Source organism: Ruegeria sp. BHSB056, from assembly GCF_059613305.1.
The window spans coordinates 1-15,978 of the sequence record NZ_JBXWSG010000028.1; the positions used below are offsets into that span (position 1 = coordinate 1).

The 15,978-nt window shown below is 57.1% G+C and carries 14 protein-coding genes and 1 tRNA gene; 5 read left to right on the plus strand and 10 right to left on the minus strand.

From position 1 onward, the window contains the following. From AC2FND_RS09265 to AC2FND_RS09275, 3 genes are all read left to right on the plus strand, one after another. Positions 1-321 (plus strand): substrate-binding domain-containing protein (locus tag AC2FND_RS09265; RefSeq protein WP_496769317.1); only part of this gene is annotated, 321 nt, incomplete at its 5' end. 382 nt (positions 322-703) lie between these two features. Next, on the plus strand, positions 704-1,924 hold the full coding sequence (locus AC2FND_RS09270) for an APC family permease (RefSeq protein ID WP_496769318.1): 1,221 nt from the start codon (positions 704-706) through the stop codon (positions 1,922-1,924). A gap of 78 nt (positions 1,925-2,002) precedes the next feature. Continuing rightward, positions 2,003-3,589 (plus strand): MFS transporter, encoded by a 1,587-nt coding sequence (locus AC2FND_RS09275; RefSeq protein WP_496769320.1) that lies wholly within the window; start codon positions 2,003-2,005, stop codon positions 3,587-3,589. On the opposite strand, the gene AC2FND_RS09280 is transcribed toward AC2FND_RS09275, so the two are convergent. From AC2FND_RS09280 to AC2FND_RS09310, 7 genes are all read right to left on the minus strand, one after another. Then, positions 3,590-5,182, minus strand: coding sequence for a trypsin-like peptidase domain-containing protein (locus AC2FND_RS09280; protein ID WP_496769322.1), 1,593 nt, complete (start codon positions 5,180-5,182; stop codon positions 3,590-3,592). It abuts the gene before it with no gap. 190 nt (positions 5,183-5,372) lie between these two features. Continuing rightward, a tRNA-Gly gene (locus tag AC2FND_RS09285) sits at positions 5,373-5,446 on the minus strand. 68 nt (positions 5,447-5,514) lie between these two features. Beyond that, positions 5,515-6,342, minus strand: coding sequence for a polyphosphate kinase 2 family protein (locus AC2FND_RS09290; protein ID WP_496769324.1), 828 nt, complete (start codon positions 6,340-6,342; stop codon positions 5,515-5,517). A gap of 127 nt (positions 6,343-6,469) precedes the next feature. Further along, positions 6,470-7,525, minus strand: coding sequence for a methyltetrahydrofolate cobalamin methyltransferase (locus AC2FND_RS09295; RefSeq protein ID WP_209503863.1), 1,056 nt, complete (start codon positions 7,523-7,525; stop codon positions 6,470-6,472). A 9-nt stretch (positions 7,526-7,534) separates the two neighbouring features. Continuing rightward, on the minus strand, positions 7,535-8,461 hold the full coding sequence (locus AC2FND_RS09300; protein WP_267365938.1) for a methylenetetrahydrofolate reductase: 927 nt from the start codon (positions 8,459-8,461) through the stop codon (positions 7,535-7,537). 25 nt (positions 8,462-8,486) lie between these two features. Beyond that, positions 8,487-8,783 carry a virulence factor gene (locus AC2FND_RS09305; protein WP_480869315.1) on the minus strand — a complete coding sequence of 99 codons (297 nt, stop codon included), beginning with the start codon at positions 8,781-8,783 and terminating at the stop codon, positions 8,487-8,489. 249 nt (positions 8,784-9,032) lie between these two features. Continuing rightward, the gene (locus AC2FND_RS09310; RefSeq protein WP_496769326.1) at positions 9,033-10,919 is read right to left on the minus strand and encodes a PhoX family protein; all 1,887 of its coding nucleotides are present in this window, start codon (positions 10,917-10,919) and stop codon (positions 9,033-9,035) included. A gap of 178 nt (positions 10,920-11,097) precedes the next feature. Between AC2FND_RS09310 and AC2FND_RS09315 the strand changes: the two genes are divergently transcribed. Continuing rightward, positions 11,098-12,210 carry a Ppx/GppA phosphatase family protein gene (locus tag AC2FND_RS09315; protein WP_496769328.1) on the plus strand — a complete coding sequence of 371 codons (1,113 nt, stop codon included), beginning with the start codon at positions 11,098-11,100 and terminating at the stop codon, positions 12,208-12,210. Then, complete coding sequence (locus tag AC2FND_RS09320; RefSeq protein WP_209596348.1) at positions 12,210-12,926, plus strand: RlmE family RNA methyltransferase; 717 nt, start codon at positions 12,210-12,212, stop codon at positions 12,924-12,926. The genes AC2FND_RS09315 and AC2FND_RS09320 overlap by 1 nt, the downstream gene beginning before the upstream one ends. 2 nt (positions 12,927-12,928) lie before the next feature. Here AC2FND_RS09320 and AC2FND_RS09325 read toward each other — a convergent pair whose 3' ends face one another. The 3 genes from AC2FND_RS09325 to AC2FND_RS09335 all read right to left on the minus strand — a co-directional run bounded on the left by AC2FND_RS09325 (position 12,929) and on the right by AC2FND_RS09335 (position 15,972). Continuing rightward, positions 12,929-13,120 carry a hypothetical protein gene (locus tag AC2FND_RS09325; RefSeq protein WP_496769330.1) on the minus strand — a complete coding sequence of 64 codons (192 nt, stop codon included), beginning with the start codon at positions 13,118-13,120 and terminating at the stop codon, positions 12,929-12,931. 87 nt (positions 13,121-13,207) lie between these two features. Then, on the minus strand, positions 13,208-15,109 hold the full coding sequence (locus AC2FND_RS09330; protein WP_496769332.1) for a multiheme c-type cytochrome: 1,902 nt from the start codon (positions 15,107-15,109) through the stop codon (positions 13,208-13,210). Beyond that, positions 15,106-15,972 carry a YihY/virulence factor BrkB family protein gene (locus AC2FND_RS09335; RefSeq protein WP_480472895.1) on the minus strand — a complete coding sequence of 289 codons (867 nt, stop codon included), beginning with the start codon at positions 15,970-15,972 and terminating at the stop codon, positions 15,106-15,108. Before AC2FND_RS09335 ends, AC2FND_RS09330 begins: the two co-directional genes overlap by 4 nt. Between the last annotated feature and the right edge of the window lie 6 nt (positions 15,973-15,978).

Sequence of the window (15,978 nt, forward strand, 5' to 3'; positions counted from 1 at the left end):
TTCAGGGATCTCATGGCGAGTGACACACCGCCGACCGCAGTTTTGTGCGGAAACGATGTTCTGGCTGTCGGCGCATTGAGACAGGCGCAGAAAATGGGGCTCCGAGTGCCTGAGGATGTGTCAATTACCGGCTTTGACGACATCGAAATCGCGCGCATTGTCATCCCTGCCCTGACAACGGTTCACGTGCCCCACCGCGAAATGGGTCAAAAAGCTGCGCAAGAGTTGATACGGATGATCGAAACGAACTCTTCGGGCCAGTCTTTGGAACTGTCGACCCATTTGGTTACCCGAGACTCCTTGCTTGGCCGCATACCCTAACGCTCAGAAAGGTCGGCGATTTGTCCCCGAGTTCATTGCGTGTGAAAGGCGCACCGGGCTGCGATTCAGTGTGACGTTCCGCTTTCATTGACCTGAATCAAAGCACGCAATGCGACCACATAGTGAAGTACGAATATATCATCGGGCCCGACGCTCACTTGCCTGACCCCAAGCAAATTTTCCGGTGATCAGTGATTCAGTGGTGTGAAAGTTAGCTCCGTGGGCGCGGCGAACGTGCGGCGCGCTCTCCTGCCGACTACCCTCTGGCTACTCGGCACTTATCGCATGCCAGTAAGTGCAAATGATCAAGGCGACGGGACCAAGCACGGAAACGTCGATGCCAACTTAAGACACGCGATGTAATCCAATTGGCGGATAGATGATGTCCATCGTTGAACAAAAGACACCAAAGCTGCGACGGGCGCTGACGACCCCGCTGCTCACGCTCTATGGGCTTGGAGTGACCGTGGGGGCTGGCATTTATGTGCTTGTTGGTGCGACGGCCGGGATAGCGGGCCCGTATGCCGCGGTTTCGTTCCTGATTGCTGCGCTTGTTGTTGCGCTGACCGCCCTGTCATACGCAGAACTGGCAACCCGATATCCTGTGAGTGCGGGTGAGGCCGCCTATGTCGAAGCTGGGTTTCAGAAAAGCTGGATGGCCGTGCTGGTCGGTCTCGCGGTGGCCGCCTCGGGCATCATCTCGGCCTCGGCCGTGGCTATCGGGGCCGCGTCGTACCTTCAAACGCTTACAGGTTTAGGCATTTCAAGTCTGACAATCGGTGTAGTTCTGATCATGGGGCTGATCGCCCTTTGGGGGATCACGCAATCGGTATTGGTGGCGGCAGTCATTACCGTCATAGAAATCAGCGGGCTACTCGTCGTTATTGGTTGGGGCCTGTCCCTTCCGGACCCTCAGGGCTATGCCCTCACCCAGATGGTTCCTGGGCTGGACCCAAACGCCTGGAGAGGGATATTGGCCGCTTCGCTTCTGGCGTTTTTCGCCTTTGTGGGTTTCGAGGACATGGCAAATGTCGCTGAAGAGGTTAAAGACCCCGCCGGAACAATCCCGAAAGCAATCCTGTTGACGCTTATTCTGGCCACGGTCTTGTATCTTGGTACGTCCATGACTGTTCTTTATGTGGTGCCGATCGATGTCCTTTCGGCGTCCGCCGCGCCGCTGGCCCTGATTTTCACGGACGCGCCCGAGGTTGTCCAGCAGGGGTTTTCGGCCATTGCCATCGTAGCCACAATCAATGGTGTTCTGATCCAGATGATCATGGCATCCCGCGTGATCTACGGGCTCGCGGACCGGGATCATTTGCCAAAGTTTCTGGCTAAGGTATCTCAGGTCACTCAGACACCAACGGTAGCGACAATCATGGTCATGGCGATAATCCTGTTGCTGACCCAAACGCTTCCAATCGCCATTCTGGCCGAGCGCACGTCGCAAATTGTTCTGGGTGTCTTTGTGCTGGTCAATCTTTCACTGATCCTTTTGAAGACCCGGGCTGAATTCAAAGAACCGCAGTTCCGCGTGCCACTTGTTGTTCCCCTCTTTGGGGTAGTGACCAGTTTGTTGCTTTTTGCGTCCGCGTTTCTGTAAGCCTGTATCATTAGGTCAAGGAAATCCTACGATGCGATTTACGTGAACATGACCACTGACCAGCCTTCTACAGGAGCGATGCTTTCTGCATGGTGGCATAGAACCTTTGTTGATCTGGCCCGACAGATGCAATGGTCCTACCTGCCACCGCTCATGGTCTATTTTGCCGCCGGTGTTTCTGGCCTGACATCGGTCGTCGGCGCCTTCTTTCTTAAGGACTACCTTAACCTATCCGCATCCTTTGTTGCGGGGCTGGCATTTTGGGCCGGGCTTCCCTGGATCCTGAAAATGCCGCTGGGTCATATCGTTGATCTGTTTTGGCGGTGGAAGTCATTGCTGATTCTATTGGGGGCAACCCTGATTACCTTGTCCCTGCTCACCATGTACGGGCTTGTAGCCTTTCCCGGGCATATGGCTGATGTGATTCCGCTGGAACACTGGTACATCATTGCCCTGCTCTTGGCGCCTTCCGGCTATGCCATTCAGGATGTTGTAGCCGACGCGATGACGGTCGAAGCCGTTCCAAAGATCAATCCCGACGGGCAGCCGTTTTCACCCGAGGAAACCCGTGCTCAGCATACAACAATGCAAACACTGGGCAGGATCGCCATTATCTCCGGATTCGCAGCCGTTGCGGCGGTCAACATCTGGGTGTTCTCGGGAACCGAAGGCATGCAGAAATCAGACCGCCTTGCATTGTATGGCAACGTCTATCTGATTGCACTTGTCATTCCTCTGTTGTCCGTCAGCGGCGTGGTCTTGCACAGTTTGATACAGCGTCGACGTCTTCGCCTAGGTCATCCCCCGCATACCCCTGACGAAACCACCGAGGTCAAATGGCCGATCCTGCTGGGCGGTCTCACCTTTGTCGTACTAAGCATTGTGTTGGGAACATCGAATTTCCAACTCGCTCAGGAAACTATATTTGCAGTCTCACTGAGTGTGATCTTGTACCTGATGTCACGCTTGGTGAAGGAACTGAACCTAAATCAGGCAAAGGCCCTGATTGGTACCGCAATAATCATCTTCGTGTTTCGCGCGGTTCCCCTGCCCGGGCCAGGGTTGACCTGGTTCGAAATTGACGAGTTGGGGTTTGACGAGCAGTTCCTGGCTATCCTGGCGCTTCTGACGTCCCTGCTTGCATTGGTCGGGCTGATCGTCCTGAGACCGTTTATGGCCAACCGCTCGATTGCGCAGGTCGTCATCATTCTAACCATCGCGTCGGGGGTCCTCGCCCTGCCCAACCTTGCGCTGTATTACGGCGTGCATGAATGGACGTCTGCGCATACCGGCGGGATCGTAGACGCAAGGTTCATCGCAATCCTCGACACCGCAGTTGAATCTCCACTGGGCCAAATTGCGATGGTTCCTATGCTGGCCTGGATCGCACGCAATGCTCCTGTGCATCTGAAGGCAACTTTCTTTGCCGTCATGGCGTCATTCACCAACATGGCCTTATCGGCCAGCAGTTTGGCAACGAAATACCTGAACCAGATTTTCGTGGTGTCGCGCGCGGTAACCGATCCGCAAACCGGTGTCGTCTCATCAATTGCCGATTACGGCCAACTTGGGCACCTGTTGATCGCCGTGGCCGTGATTTCTGTGATCGTTCCGCTGACGGTCGTATTCTTTGTTCAAAAATCGCCGTTCCAGACCAGTGATTGATTACTGGCTGGCAGTTTCATTCAGCAAGGTTTTCAGGTGCAAGACCGGAACCCCGATGTTTGAGCCTCCGAACTCTGGCAGGATCGCGGCGTTAATCGCGACCACCTCACCCTTGCGGTTCAGGGCCGGTCCTCCGCTTCCTCCTGAGGTTGTTTCTGCGTCATAAACAACTGCACCCGGACTTGTCTGTGCCACGATTCCTCGGCTGGCGAGCGGTTGAACCTGGTTTTGCGCAGATAACCGTGCGGCGATCGTCCAGAAATTGACGGACCCATCTTTCTCGAGCGTTTTTAGAAATTCCGGCCCCGCCTGCGCAATTAACGCTTTCAGGCCAGTAGGGTACCCCAGCAGAAAGACTTCGTCACCGCTGCGAGGAAGGTCATCGGCCAGTCGTAATCCCTGCCCTTCAATTCGGCTTGGATCAACCGACAAAAGTGCCAGATCAGCGGTTTCACTGAAGCGGTCCAAAGTAGCCTCGATCGGATCGGTCTGACCTGGCAGATAGGCCAGCAACCGCAGCATCTCGGCCTCAAGACCTGCGTTTTTCAGTGCCTGAGCCTTGTCGCCGGATGTCCAGGGCAAGGCAACGTGGCGGTTGGTGGCCATCAGCGGCGTACCCTCCAGCAGAAATCCGGTGCCGGTGAACTGGAACTCTGCGGGCTCACCTGTTGCCTCCGGTTCGATCCAGGGTTGACCGAAGGGTGTTTGCAGCTTCTCTCCGTTTGGCCCCAACACATGGCGCAGCAGTTTGCCGCTTTCGATATGACGCAATCCGTAGGCACCCTGAATGAAAGCCACTGATTGAGTAGACGCGGTGATGACCCGCGTGGACGCCCCTGCGCGCTGTTCAAGGGTACCCAAACGCTGCTCGGTAGATATCAGCTGATTCTGAAAGGCATCCCTCAACGCCACAAGGTCTTCGGGGGTTAGCACATCTTCCCGCGTCTGGCTAAGCATGGCCGCCACGGCTTCGATCTTGCGGGCTTCCTGTTGTAGACTGTCGGCCAGTCTCCGGTCGTTTTGATAAAGCAGGAACAGCAGACCTGCGATCAGCGCAATCGCGGCAACCACCGTAATCCTGAAGAACATAGTGGTTTGAGAAACAAGCCGTCGCCCACTCTCACGTAGCGCACCCGACATTCTTTGGGCAAAGGGCCGGCGACTTGACCGCGCATAAGCATAGGCGTCACTTAGGATATCCTCGACCGTGTGACGAATGGGAAACCTCTGAGTACAAATGCGATACCGGGATATCGGACCCAATTCGCCAAATTCGATCATGTCACCGTGTTTCAGCGTTGCCGACACAATCTTGTGGCCATTGACCCAGATGTCTTGCCCTGTCAGCGCGTTGAGCACATAGCCCCCCTCGGACCACTGAAGCGTTGCGATGTCTTCGTCATGGGGTGGTGTGTTGTCTTTCAGGCGCAGGCCTAGCGCACGGGCTTCGCCAACAGAAACAGTCAATGCGCTGTCGACAAGCCAGGAAATAGTTCCTCGGGACGGGCCCGTCAGGCTCTCCAGAAAGGCATGAACATCACCTGCGCAAGGCTCTTGGGGCGTTTTCGCGCCGATCTGATCCATTTCCCGCATAGTTGGGCTCTGCTTAACAGTGATGGGGTCACTCTATCATAAGACGCCCGGAATCCTACCAATCGCAAGGGGGATGCCCAAAACCGGAAATATCTACAGGCACAAGTCAATTTGGTGGAACGTCCCGACACGGCTGCAATGCCTGCCAGAGCAGACCTTCACCGGAAATCGCCGTCTGACCTGAGAGTTCTGGAGCGGGTAGCGGGAATCGAACCCGCGCGTTCAGCTTGGGAAGCTGACAGGCTACCATTACATCATACCCGCCGGCCCCTGAGATATAACCAGAGTTCCCCGACGCGCAAGCCGGATCGTTTCAGGTGGCCCGGAAAATGTCACTCGGTCCGCGCACGAAGACTGTCGATCAGCGAGTCATCAACATCCAAAGCCTGGATGGCCGCCTCAAGCGTGCGGCTGTCCAGATGTTGCGGGTTCAGATCGACCCCGGCTGAAAACGCTTTGACAATGGCCTTTATGGCGCTGATACGTGCGTATCTTTTGTTATTGGCTGGTATCACGTGCCACGGCGCCAGATCGGTTGACGTCCGGGCCAGCATTTCATCCACGGCGACCTCGGTATCATCCCATTTCTCGCGATTCCTGAAATCCTCGTACGTCAGCTTCCAGCGCTTCAGCGGGTTTCTCAGCCGTTCTGTAAACCGCTTCATCTGTTCATCTTCAGAGATGTGAAAGAACAGCTTGACGATCCGGGCACCATCATCGACCAGCATGCGCTCGAAATCATTGATTTCCTGATAGGCAGCGCGCCAGCGTGTTTCCGGGGTCAGGTTCTCGATCCTCTCGACCAACACGCGCCCGTACCAGCTGCGGTCGAACGCGGATATCGCACCGGACGGTGGCAAACGTTCCCAAAACCGCAGCAGGTAATGCCGGTTGAGGTAGTAGTTCCGGGGTGCCCCAATTGGCCAGACCTTAAAGCTGCGCGGGTCCAAAGCCTGGCTGATCCTACGAATGGTTCCCCCCTTGCCTGCCGCATCCCAACCCTCGAACGCCAGCACACCCTTGAGCCCGTGAAACAGATACGCTTGCTGAATCCTGGCCAGTTTGGCCTGAAGATCAATCAGTTGCTCGAAATACTCCTTTTTGCCCAACCGCTTGGTCAGATCCGCTTCTGAGAGGTTCGGGGGGTGATGTTTGCGCATGGTGCCACCTGATCGTTGCGTCCCAGATCAGGATATCCTGAACCCTTGCGTAAAATCGACATTGATCAGGGGCAAACGAAAAAGGCCGGGCACAGTGCCCGGCCTTTGCTGTTTTTTGTTGATGCAATCAGGCGCGGCGACGACGGCCACCACCGCGACGACTACCGGCTGCGCCACCGGCCTCGTCAGGTGATTTGTTGAACCGGATCCACTCGCCACCATGCGGGTCGTTGTTGGTCAGCAGGTTGGCAGCGCGGATGGCCTCCATCTCCTTACCGGCGCGCGGCTTGGTGGAGCCCAGGCCGAACATCTGAACGAACACCTCGTCATCCATGCCTTCGGGCAGGATGATGCCCGCCGCGGCAACGGCTTCTTTTTTCTCGGCAATCTTTGTCTGCGTCACTGGAAGTGCCACCGGGTTCATGATCGCCGAGGTCATGCCGGCACCCATAGCCATCGGCAGGAAGGCATTGTTGATGCCGTGGCGGTTCGGCAAGCCGAACGAGATGTTGGACGCGCCACAGGTGGTGTTCACGCCCAGCTCCTCGCGCAGGCGGCGGACCAGAGCAAACACCTGCTGACCGGCAGTTGCCATCGCGCCAATCGGCATGACCAGCGGGTCAACAACGATGTCATGCGCGGGGATGCCGAAATCGGCAGCGCGCTGAACGATCTTTTTGGCCACTTCGAAACGGACATCGGGGTCTTCCGATATGCCTGTGTCGTCGTTCGAGATCGCCACAACAGGAACGTTGTATTTTTTGACCAGCGGCAGAACCAGCTCCAGACGCTCTTCCTCACCTGTGACCGAGTTCAGCAGCGGGCGACCTTCCGCCGCCTCAAGACCCGCTTCCAGAGCACCGGGAACCGACGAGTCGATACACAGCGGAACTTCGACCAGACCCTGCACCAGCTCAACGATCTTGCGCATCAGTGGCGGTTCGGTCTCGTTCGGGTTGGGGTTCGAGTTGTAGACGACGCCCGCATTGATATCCAGAACGGTCGCGCCCGCCATCACCTGCGCCAGTGCATCCTTCTCGACGGTCGAGAAATCGCCTGCTTCCAGTTCGGCCGCCAGCTTTTTCCGACCGGTCGGGTTGATCCGCTCACCGATCACGCAGAACGGTTCGTCAAAGCCCAGGACGGCTGTTTTTGTTTTTGATTCTACGACTGTTCGGGTCATGTCCGTTCCTTAGGAGTTTGCAGGCTGCGCCGAGGCACCGCCGTTATTGATCGCCCAGTTGGCGTTGGTTTTGATCCCGCCCAGCGGGAAGAAGTGCACGTTGGTGATGTTGAAATCCGGGTTGGCCGCTTTGTGATTGGCCAATTCAGTCACAACATCGTTCGGCTCATAGGGCAGCAGAAGCTTCGACACATCCATGGCGCGCTTTTGCAGAACTTTCAGCGACGGGCCGACACCGCAGGCAATTGCGAACTTGATCAGGGTCTGCAGTTTGGCCGGACCGGCGATGCCGATGTGGATGGGCAGGTCGATCCCTGCCTCTTTCAGACTATCTGCCCAGGCGATGATCGGCTTGGCATCGAAGGCAAACTGGGTTGCCAGCGCCATCTCGGCATCCGTGGTCTCGTTAAATTTCTGTTTCCAGCGCAGGGCGTCATCGACATTCTTGGTGGACCCATCCGGATCGATGTCCTTGTTGCCTTCGGGGTGGCCCGCAACATGAAGACGCTTGAACCCTGCCTTGTCGAACAGACCGGTTTCCATCAGCTGCATGGAACTGTCGAAATCGCCATGCGGCTTTGTCACGCCACCGGCCAGCAACAGCGCCTGCTCGACGCCAGCCTCGCCCTGGTACATCGAAATCCAGTTTTCCAAGGTCGCCGCATCTTTGATGATCCGCGCCGGGAAGTGGGGCATGACAGGATAGCCTTCAGCCGCAATCCGCTTGGCTGTCTTGACCATGTCTTCAATCGGGGTGCCTTCGATATGGGCAATGTAGACGCGTGTGCCTTCGGGCAGCAGCGCGCGGAAATCCTCGACCTTTTCGGCGGTCCGCGGCATGACCTCGATCGAATAGCCTTGCAGGAAGGCTTCGACGGTCGGGTTCACAGGGCTGTTTTCGACCACATCACGTTTCTTGAAGTTCAGCAAAGCCATTGAGGCCTCCCATTAAGATCCGGGCTTATGCCCAACCGTCATTTGCGATCAGCGCTTTGATGCGGTTCTGATCGTATTCCTTTTCCAGACGCAGGGCCTCGGCCTCGGCTACTTCTGCCGGGTCGCCATCAACCGCAAAAGGCTCGGCCTTGCGCCATTCGGCCAGATAGGCATCACTGTCCTTGGCGTTTACCTTCATGGCGGCGCGGTCGATGGCTTGCTCGAACCGTTCTTCCAATTGCCGCTTCGCGCCGCGACGGCCTTTGCCGACGATGACCTGAGCGGGAATGTCGCGCCAGTACACGATGGTGACGTCAGGCATTACTGTGATTCCTCCTAACCCGATGGGCCGGTTCTAAACTTCAATGTGGGGATGGGTCGGTCGGTTTTCGACACCCGGCGCTTTTCAAGCGACGTTTTCGCCCACGGTGGCGTGGCGGGGTTTTAACCCGTCTCGCGGCGAAAACGCATACCAAAATTCTCATTGTCACTATGAGAGCGCTGCATAATGAACAAAAAGCCCCGGACGGCATGACCCGCCCGAGGCTTGATTCAGCGCGTCTTGCCAGGGTTAACCGACCAGCCCGCCGTCTTGACGAGTAACCGCAATAATGGCTGAACGTGGAACCGAGTTACCACCGTCGGGCCAGTGGCTGTTGCCGTCTTCACCGGGGTGCTGAATACCAACAAACATGGTGCGGCGATCCGGCGACCAGCTGAGCCCAGTGATCTCACACTCGTTCGGGCCAACCAGAAAACGACGGATTTCACCGGTAACCGGGTCGCCTGCCAGCATCTGGTTATTCCCCTGCCCTTCGAAGTCGCCCTCGTTGCTGTATTTGCCGTCGGTCTGGATCCACAGCAGGCCGTTGCTGTCAAACTTCAGCCCATCGGGCGAGTTGAACATGTTGTCGGCGTTGACATTGTCCGAACCGCCATACGCATCCTGATGCACGGTCGGGTTTCCGGCCAGTACATACAGGTCCCATCCGAAACCCGATGCGCCATGGTCTCCGCCTTCAGGACGCCAGCGCACGATCTGACCGTATTTGTTCGACTCGCGCGGATTCGGCCCGTTGACCGAAGTGTCGTCGCCACCGGCATTCGGTTTCACACCGCGGTTCTTGTTGTTGGTCAGGCAGCAATAGACCTCGGGCGCGTTCGGATTGGCTGCAACCCATTCCGGGCGATCCATAGTGGTCGCGCCCACGGCCGACGCTGCCTGTCGCGTATGGATGCAGATTTCGGCCTGCGACGTCATACCAGTTGTTTCGGGGGTCAGGTCCAGCCACTCACCAGTCCCGTCGTCGTTGAACTTTGCAACCGACAACGTACCGTTCTCAAGCAGCGCTTTCGTATCCACACCAGCGGCATAAACACCTTCCGAGACGAAGCGATACAGGAACTCACCCCGTTCATCATCACCCATGTAGACGACGACGCGACCGTCATTGTTCACAATGGCCTCGGCGTTTTCATGCTTGATCCGACCAAGCGCAGTCAGCTTGCGAGGCGTCGAGGCCGGATCGGTTGGGTCGATTTCGACAACATAGCCAGCGCGGTTCGGCTCGTTGGGGTTTTTCGAGACATCGAAACGCTCGTCAATTCCGGCCCATCCGTATCCCCAGTCCTTGGTCGAAACGCCATAGCGCTGAAGTTCGGCGCTGACCTCGTGGTTTTCGTCTTCAGCCGAGAAGTAGCCGTTGAAATTCTCTTCACAGGCCAAATACGTCCCCCATGGGGTCATGCCGTTGCCACAGTTGTTCCAGGTGCCCTTAGTGGCGGTTCCCGTCGGATCAGCGTGAGTTTTCAGCAGATCATGGCCCGCAGCAGGTCCTGTCAGTGACATGTCTGTCTGCGGCGTGATGCGGCGGTTATACGGGCTATCCTTAACAATGCCCCACTTGCCATCGGTAGCTGCAATCTCGACCACCGTCACACCATGCGCCATCATGCCTTTGGCAACATCGTCATCCGAGGCGGCCTTGGCGTCCGGGTTGTTTCCCCAAAGGATATCGCGATTGGTGTATTCGTTGTTTACGACCAGCAGAACGTGACCCTCGTGTAGAAACACATCCTGACCGTCGGTGTTATCACCAAATGCACGTTCCTGACTGGCGGCAGTTCCACGGGTGGCCGGATCGAATTCGGGCGCATCAGACCAAAGCGGATCGCCCCAGCGCACCAACACCTCGGCCTTGTAGCCCGGCGGCACGATGACGTCGTCGGCAGTTGACGCCGGAATCGCCTCGAACGCAAAACGATCTGCGGCTGCGCGCACACCAGTCGGGAGCAGCGACCCGCCCAAAGCCGTGAAACTTCCCATCGCCAATACGCCGCCAAGAAATCCACGACGTGACAAGGCACGCTCAACGACGCGGTCAAACTCACATTCCTCTGGGCGCGGGTTCACCATTTCATCGAATTCGTCAAAGGTCAGGATACGTTCATCTTTCATGGCAGGCTCCGTCTGCGGCTAATTGCAATCAAGAATCCCTCAACCGGGATCAAAGATCAAATCGCACCTCAGTATGAACGGCGTGTGACATCCAAACCAAATTTGAAATGGAAATCGCTTGCACGACGACGACGCCCCGCCTAGGGTCAAATCAACTCGAAAATCGGAGGGCGTTACGATGGCGCCCAAGCGTCCCAAAGGTGCGGGCGCGTTCCCGAAAGCGGTCGAAAGCCCCGCGCCGGCAAGACCCGATCCGGATGCCCTGTATGCGGCTCTGGATTTGGGAACAAATAGTTGCCGCATGTTGATAGCCCAGCCCAAGGGCAGCGGGTTTCATGTGGTTGACAGCTTCTCCAAGTCCGTGCAGCTGGGCGCGGGTCTGGAACGCACCGGACGTCTGTCGCGGGCGTCGATGGCACGCACCGTTCAGGCGCTGCGAATCTGTCAACAGAAGCTGAAGCGGAACAAAGTGAAACGGATGCGTCTGATCGCGACCGAGGCCTGCCGCCGCGCCAAGAATTCCCGCGAATTCATCTGGCAGGTCAAACGCGAAACCGGGCTGACGCTTGAAATCATCCAACCCGAAGAAGAAGCCCGTTTGGCGGTGATTTCCTGCGCCCCGCTGGTGTCCACCAAGACCGAACAGCTGTTGGTTGTCGATATTGGCGGCGGTTCGACCGAGCTGGTCTGGATCGACATTTCGTCCGTCCCTCGCCGTGACCGCCCGGCTGCGATCATGCGTTTGCATAACGGATTTCACACGGTCGACAGCCCTTTTCCGGCTGCAAAAGTCGTGGACTGGATCAGCGTGCCGCTGGGTGTTGCCACGTTGCGGGATCAGTTCAATGACGTCGAAAACGACGCCGCGCGGTTTGCGTTAATGAGCTGGTTTTTCGAAGAAAACCTGGCCGATTTCGCACCTTACAAAGATGAACAAACCCGTGAAGGTTTTCAGATCGTCGGCACCAGCGGAACTGTCACTACGGTTGCGGCATCGCATCTTGGCCTGAAGCGTTATGACCGGACCAAAGTTGACGGGCTGCGTATGACCAGTGACCAGATTGACAAAGTGATACGCGGGTATTTAGAACTCGGCCCTCATGGGCGCCGCCGGGATCCTCGGATTGGGGAAGACCGGCAGGCCCTGATCATGTCCGGCTCGGCCATTTTGCAGGCATTGTTGCGCTGTTGGCCCACTGATCGCCTTTCCGTGGCAGATCGGGGCCTGCGCGAGGGCCTGCTTTATGCGCAGATGAGCGCGGACGGGGTACTGGAAGACGGACCGTTCTGATGGCGAAGACACCAACTGGCAAAAACAACTCGGGGCGCGGGCAACGTGACCTGAAGGTAAAGGTAAAAACCGCACGTGGTCGCAAGCTGAGTTCGACCCGCTGGCTCGAACGGCAATTGAACGACCCCTATGTCAAGCGCGCCCAGACCGAAGGATACCGTGGGCGGGCCGCGTATAAGATCATGGAACTTGACGACAAGTTCCGCTTTCTCGTACCCGGAGCACGGGTTGTTGATCTGGGATGCGCACCCGGTGGCTGGTGCCAGGTTGCTGTCAAACGGGTAAACGCGCTTGGCGAAAAGTCAGGAAAACGGGTCGGAACGGTGCTGGGTATCGACTTGCAGGAAGTGGAACCGGTTGCGGGTGCCGATACCCATGTTCTGGACTTCATGGAGGATGACGCCGACCAGAAGGTCAAGGACTGGCTGGGTGGCAAGGCGGATGTGGTAATGTCGGATATGGCCGCGGCGTCCTCGGGTCACAAGCAGACCGACCATCTTCGGATCATTGCACTGTGTGAAACTGCGGCCCATTTTGCGTTTGACGTGCTGGAAGAAGGTGGCACATTCGTAGCCAAGGTTCTTGCCGGCGGCGCCGAAGGCGATTTGCAAAAACTTCTGAAGCAGAAATTTCAGAAAGTGGCGCATGTGAAACCGCCCGCATCCCGTTCGGACAGTTCGGAAAAATTCGTTGTGGCAACCGGATTTCGCGGCTGAACTTAATCTTCCAAACGGATACGGTTTCCGGTCAGACGTTGTTCGCGCAACGACGTGGCGGCCATACCCTGCAACATCAGTGTGTCCCCATGCGAAACATATACAGGCTCGCGATTGCGCAGCTCTTCAATGCGCTGCGCCAACGAAGCAGGGTTCGTTCCGGTTGCTTTCTGTCTTGTTGACTCAGCGGACATGCATCACCTCAAAACAACAGTTCCGAAATGCTGTTAGCGTAAAATCTTGCCGTGAAGATGGAACAAATCGGGCAAGCCTGTGCCGGATCAGGGGCCCAGTTGTTGCAACAATTGCAGCAAGGCCGGGTCATCGGGCAACCTGATCAAGGCTTCGCGCAAGGCGATACGTGCGGCTTCCGGGCCGCTGTTGATCTGCGCCAGCTGTACCACCATGGGCCACGCTTCGGCGCGTTGAGGGTCCAGCGCGACAACCTCACGAAATGCCCGTTCGGCGGCCGGGGCGTTGCGCAGCGTCAACGCCATGCCCCCCAGAACCAGATGCGTTTCCGGGGCATCCAGCCTGTTCGAGATCGCCGCCTGCCACTCGGCCATCCCTTCCCCGGCCAAATCCTGTTGCTGAGATGTCAGAGCTTGAGGAGGGATACTCAGAAATTCCTTGGCGGCGGCTATGCGAACGTTGCGAAAAGGATCAGACAAAAGGGGCTCTAACCTTTGGGCACGATCCGTTGGGCTCGCCTGACGCTGCAAGGCTGCTGCATTTGCGCGTAACAGCGGATCGTCTTCCTGCAACAGTGGCGCTGTATGCGCGGCAACCTCGGGCGAGCCGAAGGGTTGCAGCAAATACGCCGCTGTTGCGCGCACGATAGCGGGTTGCGAGGGATCCATTGTGACAGCAATCAAACCCTCTGGCGAATTCAACTGACGATCGGCAGCAGCTCTGAATACCGTACCAACATGCGCGCCCCTATTGTCTGTGTCAGGAAACCAGCCGTTGATCCGGCTGGCAGCCCAGGCCTGATCCTTATTCTGGTGGCAATCAGTGCAGGCATCAGTCCCTAATCCCAGATCCGGTCGCGGCACGCGAAAGCTGTGATCCCGGCGACCGTCCACACCCATATATGTGCGTTCGATCATGTGGCAGCTTTTGCACTGGGCGCCCGCGCTATCCATGACGTGACGATGGTGATTGGGTGTATCGTATTCCCTTTTCGCTAGCGTCGGGAAATCTGGGTTTCCGGCCGTGGAATGACATTGCGTGCAAATACCGTTGCCTTCGGCCTTCAACTGCGCGCTATGTGCCTCGTGGCAGTTCATGCATCCGACCCCTCGGGCATACATTTTGGATTGCAGGAATGAGCCGTAAACGTAGACCTCATCCAGTATCTGCCCGTCCGGATGATACGAACCGGGCCGCAACACAGCCAGGTTATAGGCATCATGATACGGGGTTCCCGGCAAGGGGTTTCCGTTGCCATGCGCCTCGCGCCGCGAATGACACCCTGCGCATTGCTGGATCTCGGTCTCGGTCTGGCCCTTGCCCCAGCTCATCGAGAAGCCTCTATCACTCAGCCCCTCGGCAACGCCCTGCCCTTTGGTCCAATCGATATGTGCCGATCCCGGTCCATGGCAGGCTTCGCAGCCAACACCAATCTCGGCCTGTCGGGAAGAGTATGTTCTGGATTGCGCGTCGTAGCTCTTTTCAAACCCAGTAGCGTGACATTCGGCGCAGCGCGCGTTCCAGTTCTTGTAAGGGCCCCTCCAGTGCAGCCCGTCTTCTGGTGGCAGATCCTGATCGGGGTATAAGTGGTACCAGCGCTTCTGCTGAGTATCCCAAACCACATCAAAACTTTGCAACCGCCCCGGTTCGGTTTCAAACAGATATTGTTGCAGAGGCGTAATCCCGACAACGGAATGCACATCATATTCCGTCGTCGCACCGTCTTTTTCCGTTACACGAGCTGTGAACACGTCTGCCTGTTTAGTAAATTCAACCGTCATCCCGTTCTGCACGAACCGGGTTCCATCGAAATCGGCGACCAGATGGCCGTCGCCAACTTCCGTCCAGGCCAAGGCATGATGAGACGAAGCCCATGCCTCGGCCTCGTGTTGATGGCAGTCCGAACATTGATCCGATCCGACATATTCCAGTGACTGCGCCTGCCCTTCACTTGCGAGGGTTAAGCAAGCCGCCAGAATGGCAAGTCTCATGCCATATCTCCTTCAGCGGCGTTCCGAAGGTCGATCAATGCGCCGTTGTATTCAGCGCCAAGGATCAGCATCGCAGAACACAGATACAGAAAGATCAGCGCAGCCATTGCCCCGGCCAAACCCGCATATGTGGCACTGTAGGTGGCGAACTGGCTGATATAGACTGAAAATGCCCATCCGCCAGCTGCCCACAAAACCAATGTCAGTATAACGCCGGGCAGGATCTGGGTCAGGCTGTGCCTGCGGGTTGGCAGAATTAGATGTGCCAGCAGGACGGTGCCTGCCGGAACGGCCACGGTAAACGTCCACCGCAGGCGATCTACGGACAGCCAGTCCGCTACCGGAGCTTCGGTATGCTCTGCCACCAGTTTCGTGTAGACCGGCAAGACCACCTCGACCGTTGCAATAACAAGGATTGCCGAACCGCCAAGGATAACCAGGACCAGACACAAAAGCCGGGTTTTCCAAAAAGGCCAACTGTCCTGATCGTGATAGGCCTGATTCATCGCGGCGCGTACTGCGGCAACCCCGTTGGAGGCAAAGTAGATCGCAAGCAGGCCACCCAGCGTAATCACGCCCGACCCCGCCCCAGCCAGAACCGCACGCAATTCGGCCACGATCGGGTCCGCAACATCCTTGGGCCATGCCCCGAATAGCAGATCAATCAACTCATCAGTGACATAGTCCTGTGACAATGCCCCGGCCAGCGCCACGGTGAACAACACAAAGGGAAACAGGGCCATCATCAGCGACATGGCGACGTGGCTGCTCATGACAGGTCCGTTTTTCCTGACGAACCGGCGAAGTGCCAGCCACAGTGCCTGAAGCGGGCGGCCAAACGGGGGAATCGTAGGCTTTGTCATCCTGCA

Bases quoted from the DNA above. Each gene is read 5' to 3' on its own strand.
- AC2FND_RS09270 (WP_496769318.1), top strand. From the start codon at position 704: ATGTCCATCGTTGAACAAAAGACACCAAAGCTGCGACGGGCGCTGACG.
- AC2FND_RS09275 (WP_496769320.1), top strand. From the start codon at position 2,003: ATGCTTTCTGCATGGTGGCATAGAACCTTTGTTGATCTGGCCCGACAG.
- AC2FND_RS09280 (WP_496769322.1), bottom strand. From the start codon at position 5,182: ATGCGGGAAATGGATCAGATCGGCGCGAAAACGCCCCAAGAGCCTTGC.
- AC2FND_RS09290 (WP_496769324.1), bottom strand. From the start codon at position 6,342: ATGCGCAAACATCACCCCCCGAACCTCTCAGAAGCGGATCTGACCAAG.
- AC2FND_RS09295 (WP_209503863.1), bottom strand. From the start codon at position 7,525: ATGACCCGAACAGTCGTAGAATCAAAAACAAAAACAGCCGTCCTGGGC.
- AC2FND_RS09300 (WP_267365938.1), bottom strand. From the start codon at position 8,461: ATGGCTTTGCTGAACTTCAAGAAACGTGATGTGGTCGAAAACAGCCCT.
- AC2FND_RS09305 (WP_480869315.1), bottom strand. From the start codon at position 8,783: ATGCCTGACGTCACCATCGTGTACTGGCGCGACATTCCCGCTCAGGTC.
- AC2FND_RS09310 (WP_496769326.1), bottom strand. From the start codon at position 10,919: ATGAAAGATGAACGTATCCTGACCTTTGACGAATTCGATGAAATGGTG.
- AC2FND_RS09315 (WP_496769328.1), top strand. From the start codon at position 11,098: ATGGCGCCCAAGCGTCCCAAAGGTGCGGGCGCGTTCCCGAAAGCGGTC.
- AC2FND_RS09320 (WP_209596348.1), top strand. From the start codon at position 12,210: ATGGCGAAGACACCAACTGGCAAAAACAACTCGGGGCGCGGGCAACGT.
- AC2FND_RS09325 (WP_496769330.1), bottom strand. From the start codon at position 13,120: ATGTCCGCTGAGTCAACAAGACAGAAAGCAACCGGAACGAACCCTGCT.
- AC2FND_RS09330 (WP_496769332.1), bottom strand. From the start codon at position 15,109: ATGAGACTTGCCATTCTGGCGGCTTGCTTAACCCTCGCAAGTGAAGGG.
- AC2FND_RS09335 (WP_480472895.1), bottom strand. From the start codon at position 15,972: ATGACAAAGCCTACGATTCCCCCGTTTGGCCGCCCGCTTCAGGCACTG.